The following is a 20,247-nucleotide window of genomic DNA, read 5'->3' on the forward strand; positions in this document are numbered from 1 at the left end:
CACATAACATTATTGGCTAAAGCTGATTTTAGGATAGCCAACTTGATCCGCATCTAAAATAAAGGTTACTGTCACCGTTGATGGTACCGGCAACTGAACATTCCCTCCCGTGGTAGATAAGGTTAACGCTTGTGCTTCGAGTAAAGTTTCATTTACGCCATAGGCGATAGAAAAATCTTCATTCGCTATTTTAAATTCATGATCGGCAGCTTCTACATCAACCATTGCATGATACAAACCGTTGCCTTGGTAAACGAAAGGTGTATTTATACCCCAATTGTTCATGCTGCCACGTAAATAAAATGTTGTCCCCGCGAACGGCTCTATTGCTCTAATGGTTAACCGTGGCGAATTTACATTGTTCGCATCTAAAACAAACACTAACTCTTGCTCAGCGGTTAAAGATAACGATAAGTTGTCGTTGGATCCTGGTGTTAACTCAAACGTAGTGCCAACAGTTGCATTGATACTGCCACCTAAATTTGGTCCACCGGTTCCTCCCCAATCGGCATCTGCAACTTTCAATGAATGATCCCCTGCTGCAATTACATAACTACCTCGATAAATACCATTTCCGGCATACGTTAACGGTCGGTTAGTTCCCCAGTCGGCCATTAAACCTCTTAAATATACGGTTGACTCTCCATAAGGCGCTGGAATGGCATTAGGATCATCTGGTGTGATCATCAAGGTTGGGTTATCAGCATTACTGGCATCTAATTCAAATATATAAGTGCCGTCAGCAATTAAATTTAAGTAAAGGTTATTACCACCATTGGTTAAGTTTGCTGATTGACCAATAGGCATAGAAAAACCACCACCAATATTAGCGTGTGAAAAGTTCTCATCAGCAATTTTAAACTCGTAGTTACCGGCTAATAAGCTCACTTCAAGTTGGTATTTATCATCGCCAACGTATGTGAAGGCATCGGAAGTATCCCAAGCATTCATGCCTCCACGTAAGTAAAGGGTATTTTCACTGTACGGTGGACGCGCCGATAAACCATAGCCTTGTGTTGCCCCTTGCGGTTTAACAAAAACAGCGGTGGTGTAGGCAGGCACGGTAAAAGTCCCTTGATTAAATGAGGCTGTTTGCACCGTATTGTCTATCGAGTTTAATTGCTTGGCATGCAAACTAAAGTCACTTGCTTTGGCAATATAAAATGATTGTTCCTGGTTACTACCATTAAATAGTACTACGATGGCATCGTGATTTTCATCAATGTCTGTTAAGCCAATACCATCATCTAAGCTCATCACTACTAAGCCTTGGGTTTGTTCACTGCCGGTATTATGGAACTTGATCCGCGCAGAAATATCTTCAGCACTGTTTAACCTAAATAGCTTGCTTGTTGCCCTGATATTAATAAACTCTTTAAACACTTCACTACTAAATTGAATGTCTTGTGAGGCAATTGCACTGTTTGGATTAGCACTAATTCCACTAATAACAGCCCATTTGTTTTCATTGTCTTGTGCTAAAGGTAAACCGATATTCCAGTTACTTTCCAATTGAGTAAAATCTACTCGGTTAAACCAGTCGCCAGCGTCGTAAGTGTTTCTATCCATAGATTTCGAACGAATTAAGTCTGAACCCATATGTAAAAAAGGGATCCCCTGACTTAACAGTGGTAAAGACAAAGAGATATTATGAATGCGAACTCTATCTGATAAACTTAAATCGCTAGGCAAGTTGTATTGCAGTTGATCCCAAAGCGTTTCGTTATCATGTTTAGAAACGTAGTTAACGGTATCAGCTGGGTCGCTACTGTAACCAGCCGGTTGACCATTCCATTGGTAATCATATGTAGAGAGATAGGCGCCACTGGCTGCCGTAAAGTGATAACTGCCAACATTGCCGACTAAACCAACACGAATGGTATCTTGCTCGTTTAAACTGCCGCCACTATTAAATAATGCCGCACTGCGAACGGCGTCACGTTGTCTATCTGAAAATGTGCCAATTTCACTGCCGGCCATATTCAGTTGTGATGCTTGTTCAAATCTACGGTTATTAGCCACTTCACCGAAATTCCAGCCTTCGCCATAAAAATAGGTATCGGCATCGACAGCTCTAACCGCTTCTCGTGCATCAATAACCGCTTGCTTAGGAAGGTGGCCCATTAAGTCAAAACGAAATCCATCATAGCCAAAATGTTGAGCAAAACTAACCAATGAATCATTCATTAATTTTGCCATCATTTTATGTTCTGTCGCGGTATTTTCGCAACAAGTCGAATTCTCTATCATGCCACTAAATTCATTTAATCGCTGATAATAACCGGGTACAACTTTATCAAGCACTGATTTGTCATATAAGCCTGAAGAAGCGGTATGGTTATAGACAACATCTAACACTACTCGCAAACCAATTTCATGCAATGATTGGTTCATTGCGCGCATTTCTATAATACGAGCGACGCCATCAGCATTTGATGCATAACTACCTTCTGGTGCTGCAAAATGTTGAGGGTCATAACCCCAGTTAAAACCGTCAAAAGCTCGCATCGACTCAACTAAAGCTTGTGCTTGTGTACTACTTGGATCGTAACTATTTAACACGTCGAGGAGCACTGCATTGTTATCTTCAACACCACAAACTGGGGCATTGCTATTACGTTGACATAATTGCGCGACAGTATCGGTAACATCTACACGTTGACTTGGCGCTTCTTCAATTGAGGCAATATCATTGGCAGGTAAAACATGAAAATGAGTCAAACCGGCATTTTGTAATGATTGGAGGTGCTGCATTGGCGCAGAACTTAATTCAGTAAAGGCTAAATATTTACCGCGGTTTGCTTCACTGGTACTTTGATCAAGAATACTAAAATCACGAATATGACTTTCGTAAATAATGCTGTCTTCCGCATCGGTTACCGTAGGTACAATGTGAGTATCCCAACCGATAGGTTTTAAGTCATTATCATCTAAATTAACAAACTGGGTATAAGCACCATTGGTCGAAAGTCCAACCGAATAAGGGTCGGTGCTATTCAGGGTTTCTATTTGCCCGGTTAATGGATGGTAAACTGTTAATTCATAACGATAAAACAAACGGTCAACGTCGTTTTTATTGCCGGTATATGACCAAATACCAGTGGCTGAGTCTGGGCTCATCACATGTGAAGCAACGAGTTGTTTAGCGGCATTGTAAATATTTATCTTAACTTGTGATGCGGTAGGTGCCCAAACTGATGCGGTAACTTGTTCACCTTGATACTGCAAACCTAATACGGCTTCGTCGGCGTCGTTCGTATTTCGAGTATATAAATAATCCAATAGTCGTGGTGTTTGAACGCGAGTAGCATCGAGCAAATCACCTTCAGCATCTAAGGCGACCACTAAAAGTTGCTCTTTGATAAATTGTTTGGCTTCTTGTTCTAAAAGATCAATTGAAAACCCTTGAAAGCCTGTAAGGTGTGGATTTTCGCTAAAATAATGTTCATTTATTGTTGTTGGGTTTATTGTAATAAACGGCAGTGCTGAAAGTGTTTGTTGATTTAATTCGGTAACGTTTGCTTCTGCAGCATGATATAAACGGTAACTATCGGCATTATTCGCTTCTGTTGACCATAGTAAAGCACTGGTATCTAACCAATGCGCTCTGGCACCATCAAGGAAAATAGGGCGTGAAGTAACGGGTGTATACCAAATGTCTGGATAACCGTTAAAAGTAAAACCTTGTTGTCCATTTTCTGGTTCAAAACGGCTGTTATTATTGCCTAGCGCTTTTTCATTCCCTTTATGAATTATAAAGTTATAGCATTGTGCTTCTGGCTCAACCGTTAAAATGTAATAACCACCAAAATCAGGGTGTACACCATCTACAGGGTAAGGATCTCCCCAATTAGCAAAATTAGGGCTGTCGGTAGTTGGGGCTGCATAGTTGCCACAACCTTCGCCATTCCACAGATGTAATCCCCAGCCATCATAATTCCCGTCGGTACGACTATAGAAAACAGCAATTTGGTCACTGGCTAAATCAAGCCCAGTGCTAAGGGTTTTAATGTCTACTTCAGCACTTAGATCGAGAGCAACTAAATCGCGTTTTAACTCAAGTTTTAAGGTGAAATTATGGCTCTCGCCAGCGGCAAGTTCATCAATAGTTAAGTTGATATAAGGGATGCCTGAGGTTTCACCGTCGGTATTAAACACTTGATGACTGCTTGCTCGTATAAGTACGCGCATTGCGCCTGAAATGCTATCATCACTGAGGTTCGTGATAGTTACCACTGAGGTATATTGTCGATTAACACGGTCATATACTGGACGGGAAGAATAATTAAATTCAGTGTCGACGGTTTCTTGCCAATCGGCCTGTACTAGCGTTGATGTTAAGAGCATCAACCCTAGTAGTAAATGGGATATTAGCTTCATTATTATGCTCCTTTATTCGCGACACGAGAGCGTTGAAGACTAAGTGCGATTAAGGCAAGCAATAAAATAGCGAAACTTTTTGGCTCTGGTACTTCTGTCGAATTAGCTGTCAACGAGACATTATCAATCGTTAACATAGAGCTATAAGATTCTTGATTAAAACCTGCTTGAACCGTGAAATCTAGAAACCAATTAGTTTGATTATTAAAGCTTGAATTTAAAGCGGTTTTAAATGTACCTGCGCCTGAAATACCACTTGGCGAGATTAAAAATCCGGCATTGCCATCTGCGCCAAATAAATTACCATTGCCATCATTTAAGCTGACAAAAAAGAAATCTGAGAAATCATTATTGATATCGAAGCTGGTAAAACTCCAATCAAAGCTTAAACGTAACTCGTCACCGCTGGTGGTAAAATCGAGTGCAGTGAATAATGTATTGGCATCAAAAGCTGTCGCGCCATTGAAATAATCTATACTGATTTTTGCCTGACACTCTCCGGCATTGTTCATGATTGAAAAATCCCCTGTTGAGCCGGGATCACCCGAACCATCAGTATCTTTTTGCCAATGATCAAAATTACAGTTTTGAAAGTCCCCATTGGTGATAACGCTTGCTTGAACTTGCCAGTTCAGCAAACAGGTCACACAGAAAGTTAGTAATGCTATTTTTATTCTCATTATCGCAATCCTTTATATATTTTTATAATTATGGAAGTTATGAATACCAAGGATTGATTTATTCAAGCGAGTAAATCACTCAGTATTCAAGCCTGACTTTCATTAAACGAAAATTGAGCAATTTATGGTGATGAATACGTATTCATGAATACGTATGCATGATTTGATGGCAGTTAAAAGCGAGGTTTTTAATGGTTGAGTAACAGGCTTATATTTTTATATAAGCCTGTTCTTGCAAGCGGTGTGATATTTCAATAACAGGCTATGTAGAGTTAGGTAGGGTTATTTATGAAGTTTTAAAATGCTTCATTAAAGTTTCAAGCTCATCGGTTAAAGTAGTTAATACTTGTGTGGCATTTTTACCTGCATGGGCTAATTCAACCGCTTCATGCGAACTTTCGGCAATCATATTTATGCGACGTGAAATATCATCACCGACTTTATTTTGCTCATCGGCGGCGGTTGCGATATGGCTATTCATATCAGTGATTGCACTTAATGATTGAGCGATTTGATTTAACGCTTCCGCCGCTTCTTGAGTTTGACTCACGGTATTGATGCTCGAAGTTTTACTCATACTCATAGTTTCAACACCACGATGAGAGCCTGACTCAAGACGTTCAATCATATTTTGAATTTCTGTGGTACTGTCTTGAGTTCTTTTTGCCAAGTTTCTAACTTCATCTGCGACCACAGCAAAACCTCGCCCTTGTTCGCCAGCGCGAGCAGCTTCAATGGCGGCATTCAGGGCTAATAAGTTGGTTTGATCAGCAATGCCACGAATTACATCTAATACCGAAACGATATTTGAAACATCATTACCTAATTCAGTGATAACCGTACTCGCTTCGTCAATTTGAGTCGCTAAATTTTCGATTGACTCTACCGCTGAATCAACAATTTCATGTGCTCTTATACCTTGTTGATCGGCTTCGCTTGTAGATTGTGCCGCTGCGCTAGCATTGTCAGATACAGTTTGCGAAGAAGCCGACATTTGCGTCATTGCAGTGGCAACCATATCAATTTCACATCGTTGTTCTTCAAACGTGCGATCTATTTCAATGGTGCGATTATTGGCATCATGGGTTTCATTTCTTAATTTGTGTACTGAACTATCTATACTGCCTAAAATGCTTGCCATCGATTCTCTTAATTGGATCATAGAACCAAAAATTGAATCAGGTCTAGCAGTGCAGTTTTCTGAGGTGGTTGAGCCGGTTAAGTCACCCGAAGCTACTCTTTGTACTAAGCGTAATACTTGCTTTGGCTCACCACCTAAATCATCTAATAACTTGCGAGTTGACCAAAAAAGTAATACCCCCAAAACAGCGGTTAATATTAAACAAATCAAAACTTGCCATTTTGCGCTAGCCCAAAAACGTGCCTCTACCTCTGTAAAGCCGATGCCAGTGCCAACGTACCAACCCCAAACAGGCGTCTTTTGAGCTATGGACAGTTTTTCTTCAATAGAGCCATCTGCTTGTTTTTGGCTCCACTCATATTGTGCAATACCCGTTGGATTATTACGTACGGCATTTTGCAAAATTTTACCCACGCTGTTGCCTTTACTGTCCTTAAAATCATTAAAACTGGTGCCGTGGAGTTGAGGATCTAAAGGTGTGGCAATAAAGTTCATGTTCTCATCTGCGACATAAACGTATTCTGTTTTATGGTATTTATTTTCGCGAAGAACTTGGGTAGCAAGCTCTTTTGCTTGCGCTTCAGTCATTTTACCACTAGCGACATATTTTTCGATTTCAGAAATAACATTAAAAGTGGATTTGAAAAGCTGTTCAACTCTTGCTTGATTATCATCACTACTCGCTATTCTTAATGTGGTTAAACCAACAATCATGACCATAAGAAATGATGCTAGAATAAGCCCAATTAATGCCCCAACTTTTAAACTTAACTTCATATTACATCCTCAATAAAGGTTGATTGATCTTGAATGAATAGCTATTTCAGCAGAAATGCTTAGTGGTATTTTGTGCAAAGAATTTAACTGATTAACCCGCATAAATTTTTGTAAGCTATGTTTTTAATATTACCTTACAAGATTAGCACTAAATGGAATATTTTTTGTAGTAAATTGATAAGAAACAATACTTAAGCACAAGTATAATTTCTAAATGGGAAATCGGCGTTTCTCATTCTCTTAGATCTTTACCTTGATTAATTGGCAATATTTACTTTTTGCTAAAGCGCAAGGAATAATATTAACGCGTAACTATGCGCGTTAATTTATCTTCAGCAGTATGAAGTAAATGGAAAAAGTGTAATTGATTTTTGGCTCTGTCAAGATTATGACTGGTATGCTTAGTGTGAAAATAATTGTCGCCATCTATATAGTCCGTGAGGAAACGAATACCAATCATAAAAGGTAATAATTGTGCCCCGATAATTAAGCTTTCTCGTTCTGTTTGTGTGATATTGCCAGCAAAACTATTAATGTAAGACTCTGCTAAGGCTTCGAAAATATCCATTCTTATTTGCATATCTTCTAGTGCCACACCGTCTTCGGGTAAAGTTGAACAACAGGTTCGAACCATATCGCCAAAATCATGCATGATAAAGCCAGGCATACAAGTATCTAAATCAATAACGGCTATCGGTTTTTTAGTGTCGCTATTAAATAATAAGTTATTAATTTTAGTATCGTTATGAGTTACTTGCACAGGAAGCACAGCAACTAACTCGGCAACCTTTTTGATAAAACTGACTTGTTCAAAGCAAAAATCAACCAAGTGTTGGCAATCATTTAATCGTTTTTTCGGATCTTTTTCGACAACCGCTTTTAATTGCGTTAAGCGAGAATCAAGGTGATGAAAATTTGGAATTATTTCCGCCAATTGATTTGCCGGAAAGTCACTCAACGCTGAGGTAAATTGACCGAATGCAGCAGCCACTTGATGCGCTTGCTCTGTGGTTTCAACCGCTTCAACTGTGTAACAATTTGGGATAAATTGAATTGCTCGCCAATAATTGTCGTTTACTATTACCGTGGGAGAATGATGTTTAGCCGTTAATTGCCACATTGGCTCTAACGAATATTGCTGACGTTCTTTTTTTTCTTGTAGATGCTTGTTAATCAGCTCAGCGTTGTTTATTACCTGAGTAGGATTTTTAAAAACATGATGATTAATTTTTTGTAGAACAAAGTTTTGCTTAACGCTTTTCACTAAATAGGTTTGATTTATTAAACCATTGCCCAGTGCTGAAACTTTACTATTTTCTATCGAGCAATGATAAAAAGGTAAAACTTCATGCAAAGCGTTATTTTCTACAAGGTTATTCATGAAAGGCAAATGTCCAATGATTAGCTTTTATTCTTGATAATTTGGTTTTCAGATAAAGAGGCGAACCAACCTTTATCAGCCAACTCAGAAAGTTTGCTATTCACATTCTCTGAATCGGCCGCATATGTTACGCCAAACCATTCATCGTGTGAAGTTAAAACCTTGGTTGGCTTTGCGCTTTGAGTATTTAACAAGGCAATAGCGTCTGGTAAGTAGCATTCTTTTTCATTGCTTTGTGCGGGGGGCAACTCTTTGGCATCAAAAGTGTTGAGCAATAATTGACGTAATATTGGAAATATCTGTTGGTCAAAATACCAAAAATTCATCGAGACTAAGGTGTTTTCAGCTAACGTTTGTTTAGGGTGATGAATCGTTTCACCGTATATATTTTTACCTTCTTGGCGAATATTCTCGCACTCAGTTAAGGTTAATAATTCATGGGTATTTGCAAGCTGGCATATGCCTCTATTGACGCCACCATAATCAGATAGCGTTTTTATTAATTGATAGGCAATCATAGCTGGTGAGTCACTTTGAGTTAAAGTCGACACTAAATTAAACGCTTGCTTTCCATAATAATCATCAGCATTTATGACGCAAAAGTTACCAGAAAGAACTTCTCTTGCACACCATAATGCATGAGCGGTGCCGAGCGGTTTTTTTCTTGTCGGTGCTATTTTACATTCACTGGGTAGATCGGAGTTTTCTTGAAAAACAATGTTGTTTTCAATGTTGTCAGGTAAGTGATTAATCACTTTTTCAATCAGTTGTGCTTGATGATTGGCTTGCGTAATAAATACAACATGTTGACAACCATTGTCTATGGCATGACAAATATTATAGAGCATTAAGGTTTTATTTAAGCGCCCAAACGAATGGAATTGTTTAGCACCGCCAAAGCGAGAACCTCTTCCCGCTGCCAATATCACTAAGCTAGTTGTTGAAAAGTTTTGCGTCATATCGTTAACTAATAATGCCAAGAGGTTGTGCACTTTGCCATACACCACGCGTGAAATCAGGGATATCTTTACTGTTACTTCTATCTGTAACTGAGTCTGCGCTTAAAGGTGCGATCACCGACCATGCGGCGGCATCATAAACATCTTGGTCGAGTGCTTCACCATGGCGTAAGCAATAAATCATTCGCCATAACATTAAAAAGTCCATGCCGCCATGACCGCCATTTTGCTTGGCCGCTTCGCCCATTTTTAACCATAACGGGTGGTCAAACTCGGCTTGCCATTTTGCTAATTGATGATCCCAGCGATGAAAACTTGGCGATGAAGGTTTACGCCCTTTTTGGCCAGAGTCTTGCCATTGTTTAAGTGCTATTTGGTAATCACGTTTATATTGCTCTGCTATTTTCGTCGGCGGTGTTTCTATCGCAATTCTACTTGGAAAGCCAGCAAAGGCGCCATTCGTTCCTTGAATATAGTTATGACGAGAATAAGGCCTTGGCGTTGTTGTATCGTGTTGCACCATAATACTGCGACCGAGTTTGGTTTTAATCACAGTGGTGTTCATATCACCGTTAATATAATTTAACTGGTTGCGTTCATGATCAGCAGGAAATTCCCGTTGAGCGTAGGCTTTTCTTCCTAATGCAGGAGAACTAGTAGAGGTTAAATAATCAAAACGATCGCCACGATTAATATTCATATATTGTGAAACGGGGCCTAAACCATGAGTTGGATATAAGTTGCCTTGCATTTTTGTATGCCAGTAGGTACGCCAAGATCCTGTTTTTCTATCTGTTTCTTTCATTTGCCAGCGTAACTCGTGAATATAAGCAGCTTCCCCGTGTAACAGTTCGCCAAATAAACCATGGCGTGCCATATTTAACACCATTAATTCATCACGCCCGTAACAAACATTCTCCATCATCATGCAATTTTTTTGCGTACGCTCGGCGGTGTCTACGAGTTGCCAACATTCTTCAACCGTCGTTGCTGCTGGAACTTCAACAAAAGCATGTTTGCCACTTTCCATGGTGTCGACAGACATGGGAGTATGCCAACGCCAAGGGGTTGAAATAATCACAATATCAATATCTTGTCTGTTGAGCATATCTTTATATGATAAGTCCGAGCCAGTATATTGGTCAGGGGCTGATAATCCTTGTGCTACGACATATTGATTGGATTTATCTAAAACATCTTGATGAATATCACAAATTGCTTTTATTTCAACGCCTTCTATATGACAACAATGTTTGACATGCCCATAACCACGTTCACCAACGCCAATAAAGCCAACTCTTACTACAGGCATTTTTGCGGAGGTTAACCCCATTACTGTTTTATGTTTTGAAATTGGCGATTTTTTAGGAACCTGAGTAAAGGTATCTGCAGTTGCTTGGCTAGCGGAGATAGTCGCGGCGGTGACGGCAGCGACAGATTTTATAAAGTTGCGACGATTAAATTTACTCATGTTTAAATGCTTTTTTAAAATTGCTAAGGTGGTGAATAAGTTACTTGTCGATTACGGCTATTGCAAGATGTGGACGTTGAATTGTTGTCGATTAAAAGTATACATACCTTTAACACTGACACACTTGAAACTAGCTTCGTGAAGTGCTGATAAAAGCGCTTTTAGTCATTTATGCCCTTTCATTTTGAATAAACGCGTGTTTAACGTCTTGTTTTAAAGTAAAATTCATCCTCTTTGATTTTTTCAACTTTTATAGTCGCCACTTGTGATGTCAAATCCCGCCCCTAAATGACAAAAAACCGTTAAAAAATTAATTTTTTCATCATTTTTGGGGATAGAGATCCACAAAACCCCACAAATTCATCACCTTCGCTAAATCCCTTAATTTTATTAGTGATCGTCGCGATCGAAATAACAATTCTTTGCTTGACATAACTTTGCATTTCTCACTAAACTGTATAAATGTGGAGAAAAGTGGGAAATTGTGGATCTTAAGATTCCATGACTCATTCTAAAAAATAAAAATAGGGTTATGTTTAGAGGCACCAGTTCAATTACGCTTGATAGCAAAAATAGAATCACGATACCAACTAGGTATCGCGAAGAGCTATTTGCTGATTGCCAAGGAAAAATGGTGTGCACTGTTGATATTCAACACCCTTGTTTATTGCTTTATCCACTTCCTGAATGGGAAGAAATTGAATTAAAACTTTGTGGGTTATCCAGTATGAATCCACAAGAAAGATTGTTGCAACAAGTTTTACTTGGCAATGCGTCAGATTGTGAAATTGATAAAAGTGGTCGTTTATTAATTAATGGTCCGTTGCGTCAACATGCCGGCTTAGATAAAAACATTATGCTAGTAGGGCAGTTGAAAAAGTTTGAAATTTGGAGCGAGCAAGCTTGGCAAGGTCAAATGCAGCAAGGCATTGCTAAAATACAATCAGGTGAAATTGAACTTACAGAACGATTACTTGATCTGTCTTTATAAATAGAATTATTAGCTAACGGCGTTTACAAAAATGCATACAGATAAGTCTCATATTTCTGTGTTGCTTGACGAAGCAATTACAGGACTCGCGATTAAACCAGACGGTATCTATATCGACTGTACGTTTGGTCGCGGCGGCCACTCGGGACTTATTCTTTCTAAGCTCTCTGACCAAGGGCGACTAATAGCCATCGACCGAGATCCTACTGCAATCTCAGCAGCGAAGAAATTTGCTGATGACTCCCGTTTTAGTATCGAACATCATGGCTTTGCTGATCTTCAGCAAATAGCGGAAAAACACCAGCTGTTAAGTCAAGTAGACGGCATTCTGCTCGACTTAGGTGTTTCTTCTCCGCAACTCGATGAAGCTGAACGTGGCTTTAGTTTTATGAAAGATGGCCCTCTTGATATGCGTATGGATACGTCACGTGGCCAAACCGCCGCTGAATGGCTAGCAACTGCCGATGTGGAAGATATTACTTGGGTGTTGCGTACCTTTGGGGAAGAAAAACATGCTTGGCGTATTGCTAACGGCATCGTTGATTCGCGCGAAGAAAACCCGTTAACCCGCACCGGCGAACTTGCGGCATTAATCAAAAAAATTGCGCCGCAACGTGAAATTAAAAAGCATCCCGCAACAAGAAGTTTTCAAGCGATTCGCATGTATATCAATAGCGAACTTGAGCAAATAGAAAAGGCATTAAATGCCTCATTAAATGTCTTAAAAGAAGACGGTCGCTTAGTTGTGATTAGCTTTCATTCTCTTGAAGATCGTCTTGTTAAACAATTTATGAAAAAGCATTCACAAGGAAAAAAAGTACCTCGGGGTATGCCGATCAGTGAAGCTGAGTTAAATAAAGGCAAAAAATTAATGTTAGTCGGTAGAAAGCATAAACCGAGTAAAACGGAAGTAGAAGAAAATGTCCGCTCGCGCAGTTCCGTGATGCGAGTGGCGCAGAGATTGGCTGAGTAATGAAAACCAGTACAAAAGTCGTGTTGGCTTTTGAATTGTGGCGCGATATTAAACAACACATGGTTGTTTATATTTTATTAGCAATGGTCGTGATGTCGGCTTTTTCAGTGATTTATTTCACGCATTTAAATCGACAAAGTACCAGTCAATTAGAAACATTATTAGCACAACGAGATGAGCTTGATATTGAATGGCGAAACTTATTGTTAGAACAAAATAGTTTAGCTGAACATAGTGCCATAGAGAGTAAAGCAGAAAAATTACTGAATATGGTGAAACCGAATGCAAAGTCTGAAGTGATTGTGACATTAAAATGAAGGGCAGTGTGAAGAAGCAAGCAGATAAATACAAACCAACAACGGTGGCATGGCGTTTTTACGTCGTGCTAGGCGTGATTGTGCTTGTATATTTTGGTTTAACGGCTCGCACAGCATACATTCAGGTGGTTGAACCTGAAATGTTAAAAAAACAAGGTGACATGCGTTCTTTAAGAACTGCGTCAAGCAAAGTACACCGTGGTTCAATCGTTGATCGCAATGGTCGAGAGCTTGCGGTTAGTGTTCCGGTAGAAACCGTCTGGGCGGATCCAAAAATCGTCATGCAAAATAATGCGTTAGCAATGGTTGAGCATTGGCAAGCCTTGGCTGATGTGCTTGATAAAGACGTCAATATCATTAAAGAAAGAGTGACACGCAATCCCGCTAAACGTTTTGTGTATGTAGAACGTCAGGTTTCGCCTGCTATGGCCGCCTATATAAAACAGTTAAAAATCCCTGGTATATATTTACGAAAAGAATCTAAACGCTTTTATCCTACGGGCGAAATAAGTGCACATATTGTAGGCTTTACCAATGTTGATGATAAAGGAATTGAAGGCGTAGAGCGCGTTTATGACCAATTATTAACGGGCGAAAACGGTAAAAAACAATACCGAAAAGATGCGAAAGGAAACCGTATCGAGGTGTTAAAAGATGTTGAGTCGACACCACCAGAAGATTTAACGTTAAGTATTGATCAACGCATTCAAGCGCTTGCCTATACCGAGTTAAAAGGTGCCGTGAAAGCGTTTAAAGCAAGTTCTGGCTCAGTGGTGGTGACCAATGTTCATACCGGTGAGATTTTAGCGTTAGTCAATAGTCCTTCATATAACCCGAACAATCGTCGCAATGTGGCGATTCATCGTTTTAGAAACCGAGCTATTACCGATTTTTATGAGCCTGGTTCTACGATGAAACCGCTAACCGTATTGTCTGCGTTAGAGTTTGGCTCGGCAACAACAAAGACAATAGTTGATACCAACCCAGGCAGAATGCGCATTGGTGGTCGACGAGTCAGTGATCCTCGTAATCATGGCGAGCAAACCTTAACTGACATTTTAGTAAACTCATCAAATATGGGCACGACTAAATTGGCGCTTGATATGCCAAAAGAGTTTTTCTTAGATAAGTTTTTTGAAGCAGGCTTTGGAGAATCAACGGGTACAGGTTTAATAGGTGAAAGTTCTGGCATTATGCATGACCGCCAACGTTGGTCACAAATTGAATTAGCCACCTTATCTTATGGAATGGGCGTTGCGGCGACACCGCTTCAACTGGCGAGATTTTATGCCACGATTGCCAACGGTGGTATTAAACGGCCCTTAACTATCCTTAAAAAGTCAAATACGAAAACCGCACCGCCAAGTTTATTTGAAGCACAACGTGTATTTTCAAAAGAGTACAGTCGTGAAGTGGTCAGTATGTTAGAGCATGTTGTAAATGACCATCCTGTTGAACAAGCTAAAGTAGATGGTTATCGAGTAGGCGGTAAAACGGGGACGGCGTTTAAAGCGATGGCAGGTGGATATGGGAATGACTATGTCGGACTTTTTGCTGGAATCGCACCCATTTCAAACCCAGAATTAGCCATTGTTGTTGTAATTAATGAACCTGGCGGTGATTTATACCATGGTGGAGAGGTGGCCGCACCAGTCTTTTCAAGAGTAATGAAAGGTGCATTACGTTTATTGAATGTTGCGCCAGATGCCAACACTACTACCGTAAATCAAACGACAGAACAAAAGGAGCCAAACCATGTTTAGTTCCACTGCTCAGTTTGTTGAAAAAGTATTAGCTGAATTTGAAATGTCGGTAAAACTAACATTTAGTCAACAAGTTCGTCATTTAGTGAATGATACTCGTGAGATTAATGCGGGTGATATTTTTTGTGCAGTAAATGGCACGGTGCAAAAAGGTCGTGATTTTATTGACGATGCATTAGCCAAAAACTGTGATTTAATTCTAGTGGAATGTGAGTCTGCTAATGAGCATGGCCAAAATACTACGCAATTGAATGCTCGAGGAAAGGCTGTTGCCATTCTTGAGTTTTATCAATTGAACCAACATTTATTTGAGTTGGCAAAAGCCTTTTATCAAGCGCCTCAAAATGCTTTAACTATGATAGGTATTACCGGAACAAATGGTAAAACGAGCACAAGTCAAATGATTGCTCAATTGTTAGATGCTTCGCACAAAAGTTGTTCGGTCATTGGGACTAATGGTGCAGGAAAAGTTTCGCAATTATCACCAATTAATAACACCACACCCGGTGCGTCACAACTTCATCAACTTTTACAGCAGTTTACAGAAGCAAAACAAACCCATGTTGCCATGGAAGTATCTTCACATGCTTTAGAGCAAGGCAGAGTAACCGCCCCGTTGTTTGATACCGCTATTTTTACTAATTTGTCGCGTGATCATCTCGATTATCATCAAACCATGGAGAATTATGCGAAAGCTAAATATCAAATTTTTACCCAATCGGCAGCACAAGTTGCCGTTGTAAACGGCGATGATGAGCAAGCAAAACGTTGGTTAAATGTTTGGCCAATTAACCAAACTGTAGTGGTTTATGGCCGTGGCGATTCTGTTAGTCATCATGACTTATTTGTTCAAGCCAAAGCGATAAAACATCTGCCACAAGGAGTTGAATTTCAGTTACATACGCACCTTGGCGATATTAGGGTAATCAGTAAAATAATTGGCGATTTTAATATAGATAACCTACTTGCTGCGATTTCAGTGCTAATGATTGAAAAAATTGCCTTGTCGGATATTGCAAAAGCCGTGCAGTCTTTAACTGCCGTTATTGGTCGTATGGAGGCATTTTCTGCGGCTAATCAACCGGTTGCAATCGTTGATTATGCCCATACACCTGATGCGTTAGAAAATGCTTTGCAAGCATGTCGTCAACATTGTCATGGTGCACTTTGGGTCGTATTTGGCTGTGGTGGTGACAGAGACAAAGGTAAACGTCCATTGATGGGGAAAATTGCCGAAGCAAATAGCGATCATATTATTGTTACTAATGATAACCCTCGAACAGAAAACGCAGAAAGTATTGCGCAAGATATTCTTGCAGGGTGTCATCAACCAGAGAAAATTACTGTGCTACTTGAGCGCCAACAGGCGGTGATGTCAGCACTGAAAAAAGCTAAAAAAGAAGATGTGGTATTGCTTGCCGGAAAAGGTCATGAAGATTATATCATCATGGGCGATCAACACATTCCCTATAACGAGAGAGCGCTAGTACGCTCATTTTATGCTCATGGAGCAGCATCATGATCCCTTTACATTTATCTGAAATCGCGCAAGCGTTGGATGGTCAACTTATTGGTCAAGATAAAGAGATCCATCAAATTGTTACTGACAGCAGGGCGTTACAATCAGGTGAGGTATTTCTTGCGTTAAAAGGTGCCAACTTTGATGGCCACCGTTTTTTATCGCAAGTACAAGAATCAGGTTGTTCGGCGGTGATTGTTGATCATGATTGCCAGTTAACGGTTCCACAAATTATTGTCGCGGATACCCATAAAGCACTCGGTAAAATAGGTGCGTATGTAAAAGCAAAAGTTGCTCCTAAAACTGTCGCTATAACAGGCAGTAGCGGTAAAACTACCGTGAAAGAAATGGTTGCGGCAATTTTATCGCGATTAGGTCATGTTTTAGCAACGAAAGGCAATTTTAATAACGATATTGGCGTACCACTTACCTTACTACGTTTGGAAGAAAACCATGATTTTGCCGTGGTTGAATTGGGGGCGAATCATATGGGAGAAATCGCCTATACCTCAGCACTTGTTCAGCCTGATGTTGCGGTGATTAATAATATTGCGGCTGCTCATTTAGAAGGGTTTGGTGATTTATGTGGCGTAGTGCGAGCAAAAGGTGAAATCTTTGAAGGCATGAAAGAAGATGGCGTTGCGCTTTATAACCAAGATTGCAAATTAGCCAATAAATGGCAATGGCGTTTAGTGGATAAAACGGTGCGTCGTTTTTCTTGTTTTAATCAAGCCGATTGTTACAGCGCGGATGTTGTGCTTGATGAGAATGGCTGTGCCAATTTTACATTAAACAGTTCGTTAGGTAGCGCATATATCGAATTAACGGTTCCAGGTAGACACAATGTCTGCAATGCCGTTGCCGCCGCCTCAATTGCCATTGAGTTTGGTGCCAGCATTGATGATATCCGTTTAGGTTTAGCTGAGATGGAGCCTGTGAATGGTCGATTGAATCTGCATCAATTAACGGAACATTTTAAACTTATCGATGATACCTATAACGCGAATGTTGAATCGATCAAAGCGGCAACCGATCTATTAGCCAGTTACCCAGGTCGTCGAGTATTAATATTGGGTGATATGGGTGAATTAGGTGCGGAAGCACGTAGTTATCATCAAGAAGTCGGTGAATATGCTAAAGAGCGTGATATTGATGATCTCTTAACCTTAGGTGTCTTGAGTCAAAACACGTCAGATGCTTTTAACCAAGGTAATAGTAGTAAAGGTAGTCATTTTAGTGAACGAGAAAATTTGCTCGCGAAACTACAAGAATTATTGGCTGATGAAAGACAGCAAATTTCTATTTTAGTGAAAGGATCACGCAGTGCGCACATGGAACACGTGGTAACCGACATTATTAATTGGCAAAACAGTCAATTAAAAGAGGAATCAGCTTAATGTTACTTTGGCTTGGCGAGTATCTCACTCAGTATTACAGTGCGTTTAATGTATTTTCCTACTTAACTTTTCGGGCGATTATTTCTACGTTGACAGCATTGGTGATTTCTTTGTACTTCGGGCCGAAATTGATCCGTGGATTACAGCGTATGCAAATTGGCCAAACGGTACGTGATGATGGCCCAGAAAGTCATTTATCAAAGTCAGGTACGCCGACAATGGGGGGGATCTTGATTTTAGCCTCAATAGTTGCAAGTGTTTTATTGTGGGCAGATTTATCAAATACTTATGTTTGGGTTGTCCTTTTTGTTGTAGTCAGCTTTGGTATTATTGGTTTTGTTGATGATTACCGTAAGGTGATCCGCAAAGATTCTAATGGCTTGATTGCTCGTTGGAAGTATTTTTGGCAAACCATTATTGGTTTAACTACGGCTTTATTTTTGTTTTACATTGCCCAAGGCCCTGAAGAAACTTCACTGATTATTCCGTTTGTAAAAGACGTATTACCGCAATTAGGTATTTTTTACGTAGTGATGACGTATTTTGTCATTGTTGGAACCAGTAATGCCGTCAACCTAACTGACGGCTTAGATGGTTTAGCGATTGTTCCCACGATCATGGTGGCCGGCGCTTTTGCTCTTTTTGCCTATGTAACAGGTAATGCCAATTTTTCTGAATATTTAAATATTCCCCATATCGCAATGACGAGTGAGCTGGTTGTGGTTTGTACTGCCATTGTTGGTGCCGGTTTGGGATTTTTATGGTTTAACACTTATCCCGCACAAGTATTTATGGGAGATGTTGGCTCACTTGCTTTGGGGGCTTCATTAGGTGTGATTGCCGTATTGGTTCGCCAAGAGTTAGTGTTATTTATTATGGGTGGCGTGTTTGTCATGGAAACTGTGTCCGTTATTTTGCAGGTTGGTTCTTATAAATTAAGAGGGCAACGTATTTTTAGAATGGCACCGATACATCATCATTATGAATTGAAAGGTTGGCCTGAGCCACGCGTGATTGTCCGCTTTTGGATAATTTCCTTAGTGTTAGTGCTTATTGGCTTAGCCACATTAAAACTTCGTTAAAAAACACTAATAAATAGTGATATGAAAAGAGAGAAAAGATGTTAGAGCGAGTTATCGCACAGTTAAGAAACAAACAAATACTGGTATTAGGTGCAGGCCTGACCGGTATGTCGTGTGTGCGTTTTTTGACTAGTCAACAGCTTGCTTGTCATGTCAATGATAGTCGCGAAACGATTATTGAAAACGAAGAATTTAGCCAAATGTTTCCGGCCTGTTCATTGTCATTAGGGGCATGGGATCACCAAAAAATACATGAGGCGCAAATCATCTTAGTTAGTCCTGGCATTGATTTAGCCGCTGAAGGCTTGATAGACCATATTGCCAAGGATTGTCAGGTTATCGGGGATGTTGAACTTTTTTGTCAAATAACCGACAAGCCAATAATCGCAGTAACCGGCTCTAACGGTAAATCAACATTAGTGACACTCTTAACGCATATCGGCACAGCGCTTGGTCACAAAGTTGCCTTAGGCGGAAATATTGGTGTTCCTGTGCTTGAGCAATTATCCGATCAAATAGATTGCTACATTCTTGAATTATCGAGTTTTCAGCTTGAAACCTTACAGAGTATGAATGCGGTTGCGGCATCGGTATTGAATGTCAGTGATGATCATTTAGATCGACATAAAACACTTGAAAATTATAGTGAGATTAAACAGCGAATTTATCAACAATGCGAAACCGCTGTGATCAATCGAGATGATCCCTTAAGTTTTTCACAGGTCAATAGACAATCAAAACCAGTTATTTCATTTGGAAGTGATGGTGGAAAAACGGGTGAATTTGGCTTGATTCATCAAGATTCGAAACTTTATTTAGCGCTGGGCGAAGAAAAATTAGTTTCACTTGAAGCTTTGCCATTAGCAGGCGTACACAATGCATTAAATTATTTAGCCGCATTAGCACTAGGTCATTGTTTAGGTTGGCCTATTGAGGAAATGATCAGACATTTATCTTCATTTAAAGGCTTAGCGCATCGATGTCAACGTATTGCTACCAGTGACAATATCACGTGGATCAATGACTCCAAAGCCACTAATGTAGGTGCGACGTTAGCGGCAATTAACGGTTTATCGTCAACCTTAATTGATAATAAGTTAATTTTAATTGCTGGTGGTGATGGCAAAGGTGCTGATTTTTCACTATTAAAAACGGCAATTAATAATGCGGTAAGTTACGTTTTTACCTTAGGTAAAGATGGCGAAGAAATCGCAAAACTTACTCAAAATAGCCAACAAGTAGGTAGCTTAACGGAAGCCGTAAGTTTAGCTAAACAACAAGCAAATGCCGGCGATATTGTGCTACTTTCACCCGCGTGCGCCAGTATTGATATGTTTAAAAACTTTGCACAACGTGGTGATATGTTTACTGATGCGGTCATTGCATTACAGGAGGCTAGTTAATGTCAGCAACTAG

Annotated in this window: 14 protein-coding genes; 8 read left to right on the top strand and 6 right to left on the bottom strand. The window is 39.9% G+C overall.

Annotated elements, in window-relative coordinates:
* Positions 1 to 9: 9 nt before the first annotated feature.
* The 6 genes from pulA to ABXH06_RS04300 form a co-directional block, all read right to left on the bottom strand.
* Complete coding sequence (pulA, locus tag ABXH06_RS04275) at positions 10 to 4,380, bottom strand: pullulanase-type alpha-1,6-glucosidase (RefSeq protein ID WP_353517401.1); 4,371 nt, start codon at positions 4,378 to 4,380, stop codon at positions 10 to 12.
* 2 nt (positions 4,381 to 4,382) lie between these two features.
* On the bottom strand, positions 4,383 to 5,060 hold the full coding sequence (locus ABXH06_RS04280; RefSeq protein WP_353517402.1) for a hypothetical protein: 678 nt from the start codon (positions 5,058 to 5,060) through the stop codon (positions 4,383 to 4,385).
* Between the two features lie 286 nt (positions 5,061 to 5,346).
* Positions 5,347 to 6,978: a methyl-accepting chemotaxis protein gene (locus ABXH06_RS04285; RefSeq protein ID WP_353517403.1), complete on the bottom strand. Its 1,632-nt coding sequence runs from the start codon at positions 6,976 to 6,978 to the stop codon at positions 5,347 to 5,349.
* A gap of 301 nt (positions 6,979 to 7,279) precedes the next feature.
* Entirely contained in the window at positions 7,280 to 8,359 is a 1,080-nt protein-coding gene (locus ABXH06_RS04290) for a phosphotransferase enzyme family protein (RefSeq protein WP_353517404.1), read from the bottom strand.
* Positions 8,360 to 8,379: 20 nt separating this feature from the next.
* The gene (locus ABXH06_RS04295; RefSeq protein ID WP_353517405.1) at positions 8,380 to 9,339 is read right to left on the bottom strand and encodes a sugar phosphate nucleotidyltransferase; all 960 of its coding nucleotides are present in this window, start codon (positions 9,337 to 9,339) and stop codon (positions 8,380 to 8,382) included.
* Positions 9,323 to 10,789, bottom strand: coding sequence for a Gfo/Idh/MocA family protein (locus ABXH06_RS04300; RefSeq protein ID WP_353517406.1), 1,467 nt, complete (start codon positions 10,787 to 10,789; stop codon positions 9,323 to 9,325). The genes ABXH06_RS04295 and ABXH06_RS04300 overlap by 17 nt, the downstream gene beginning before the upstream one ends.
* A 532-nt stretch (positions 10,790 to 11,321) precedes the next feature.
* Between ABXH06_RS04300 and mraZ the strand changes: the two genes are divergently transcribed.
* The 8 genes from mraZ to murD are packed head-to-tail and all read left to right on the top strand — an operon-like array spanning position 11,322 to position 20,234.
* A complete protein-coding gene (gene mraZ / locus ABXH06_RS04305; RefSeq protein WP_311579359.1) occupies positions 11,322 to 11,780 on the top strand; it encodes a division/cell wall cluster transcriptional repressor MraZ in 459 nt (152 codons plus the stop codon).
* A gap of 31 nt (positions 11,781 to 11,811) precedes the next feature.
* Positions 11,812 to 12,753: a 16S rRNA (cytosine(1402)-N(4))-methyltransferase RsmH gene (rsmH, locus tag ABXH06_RS04310; RefSeq protein WP_353517407.1), complete on the top strand. Its 942-nt coding sequence runs from the start codon at positions 11,812 to 11,814 to the stop codon at positions 12,751 to 12,753.
* On the top strand, positions 12,753 to 13,070 hold the full coding sequence (gene ftsL / locus ABXH06_RS04315; RefSeq protein ID WP_303449230.1) for a cell division protein FtsL: 318 nt from the start codon (positions 12,753 to 12,755) through the stop codon (positions 13,068 to 13,070). The genes rsmH and ftsL overlap by 1 nt, the downstream gene beginning before the upstream one ends.
* Positions 13,067 to 14,833, top strand: a complete 1,767-nt coding sequence (locus ABXH06_RS04320; protein ID WP_353517408.1) for a peptidoglycan D,D-transpeptidase FtsI family protein — start codon at positions 13,067 to 13,069, stop codon at positions 14,831 to 14,833. Before ftsL ends, ABXH06_RS04320 begins: the two co-directional genes overlap by 4 nt.
* Entirely contained in the window at positions 14,826 to 16,355 is a 1,530-nt protein-coding gene (locus ABXH06_RS04325; protein WP_353517409.1) for a UDP-N-acetylmuramoyl-L-alanyl-D-glutamate--2,6-diaminopimelate ligase, read from the top strand. Before ABXH06_RS04320 ends, ABXH06_RS04325 begins: the two co-directional genes overlap by 8 nt.
* The gene (locus ABXH06_RS04330; protein WP_353517410.1) at positions 16,352 to 17,749 is read left to right on the top strand and encodes a UDP-N-acetylmuramoyl-tripeptide--D-alanyl-D-alanine ligase; all 1,398 of its coding nucleotides are present in this window, start codon (positions 16,352 to 16,354) and stop codon (positions 17,747 to 17,749) included. Before ABXH06_RS04325 ends, ABXH06_RS04330 begins: the two co-directional genes overlap by 4 nt.
* On the top strand, positions 17,749 to 18,831 hold the full coding sequence (gene mraY, locus ABXH06_RS04335) for a phospho-N-acetylmuramoyl-pentapeptide-transferase (RefSeq protein WP_311579379.1): 1,083 nt from the start codon (positions 17,749 to 17,751) through the stop codon (positions 18,829 to 18,831). The genes ABXH06_RS04330 and mraY overlap by 1 nt, the downstream gene beginning before the upstream one ends.
* A 38-nt stretch (positions 18,832 to 18,869) precedes the next feature.
* Positions 18,870 to 20,234 carry a UDP-N-acetylmuramoyl-L-alanine--D-glutamate ligase gene (murD, locus tag ABXH06_RS04340; protein WP_353517411.1) on the top strand — a complete coding sequence of 455 codons (1,365 nt, stop codon included), beginning with the start codon at positions 18,870 to 18,872 and terminating at the stop codon, positions 20,232 to 20,234.
* Positions 20,235 to 20,247 lie beyond the last annotated feature (13 nt).

The organism is Thalassotalea sp. SU-HH00458 (assembly GCF_040362795.1).
GTDB lineage: Bacteria > Pseudomonadota > Gammaproteobacteria > Enterobacterales > Alteromonadaceae > Thalassotalea_H > Thalassotalea_H castellviae.

What these genes read in the sequence shown, in the direction of transcription:
- pulA (WP_353517401.1), bottom strand. Translation starts at nt 4,380, where the DNA reads ATGAAGCTAATATCCCATTTACTACTAGGGTTGATGCTCTTAACATCA.
- ABXH06_RS04280 (WP_353517402.1), bottom strand. Translation starts at nt 5,060, where the DNA reads ATGAGAATAAAAATAGCATTACTAACTTTCTGTGTGACCTGTTTGCTG.
- ABXH06_RS04285 (WP_353517403.1), bottom strand. Translation starts at nt 6,978, where the DNA reads ATGAAGTTAAGTTTAAAAGTTGGGGCATTAATTGGGCTTATTCTAGCA.
- ABXH06_RS04290 (WP_353517404.1), bottom strand. Translation starts at nt 8,359, where the DNA reads ATGAATAACCTTGTAGAAAATAACGCTTTGCATGAAGTTTTACCTTTT.
- ABXH06_RS04300 (WP_353517406.1), bottom strand. Translation starts at nt 10,789, where the DNA reads ATGAGTAAATTTAATCGTCGCAACTTTATAAAATCTGTCGCTGCCGTC.
- mraZ (WP_311579359.1), top strand. Translation starts at nt 11,322, where the DNA reads ATGTTTAGAGGCACCAGTTCAATTACGCTTGATAGCAAAAATAGAATC.
- rsmH (WP_353517407.1), top strand. Translation starts at nt 11,812, where the DNA reads ATGCATACAGATAAGTCTCATATTTCTGTGTTGCTTGACGAAGCAATT.
- ftsL (WP_303449230.1), top strand. Translation starts at nt 12,753, where the DNA reads ATGAAAACCAGTACAAAAGTCGTGTTGGCTTTTGAATTGTGGCGCGAT.
- ABXH06_RS04320 (WP_353517408.1), top strand. Translation starts at nt 13,067, where the DNA reads ATGAAGGGCAGTGTGAAGAAGCAAGCAGATAAATACAAACCAACAACG.
- ABXH06_RS04325 (WP_353517409.1), top strand. Translation starts at nt 14,826, where the DNA reads ATGTTTAGTTCCACTGCTCAGTTTGTTGAAAAAGTATTAGCTGAATTT.
- ABXH06_RS04330 (WP_353517410.1), top strand. Translation starts at nt 16,352, where the DNA reads ATGATCCCTTTACATTTATCTGAAATCGCGCAAGCGTTGGATGGTCAA.
- mraY (WP_311579379.1), top strand. Translation starts at nt 17,749, where the DNA reads ATGTTACTTTGGCTTGGCGAGTATCTCACTCAGTATTACAGTGCGTTT.
- murD (WP_353517411.1), top strand. Translation starts at nt 18,870, where the DNA reads ATGTTAGAGCGAGTTATCGCACAGTTAAGAAACAAACAAATACTGGTA.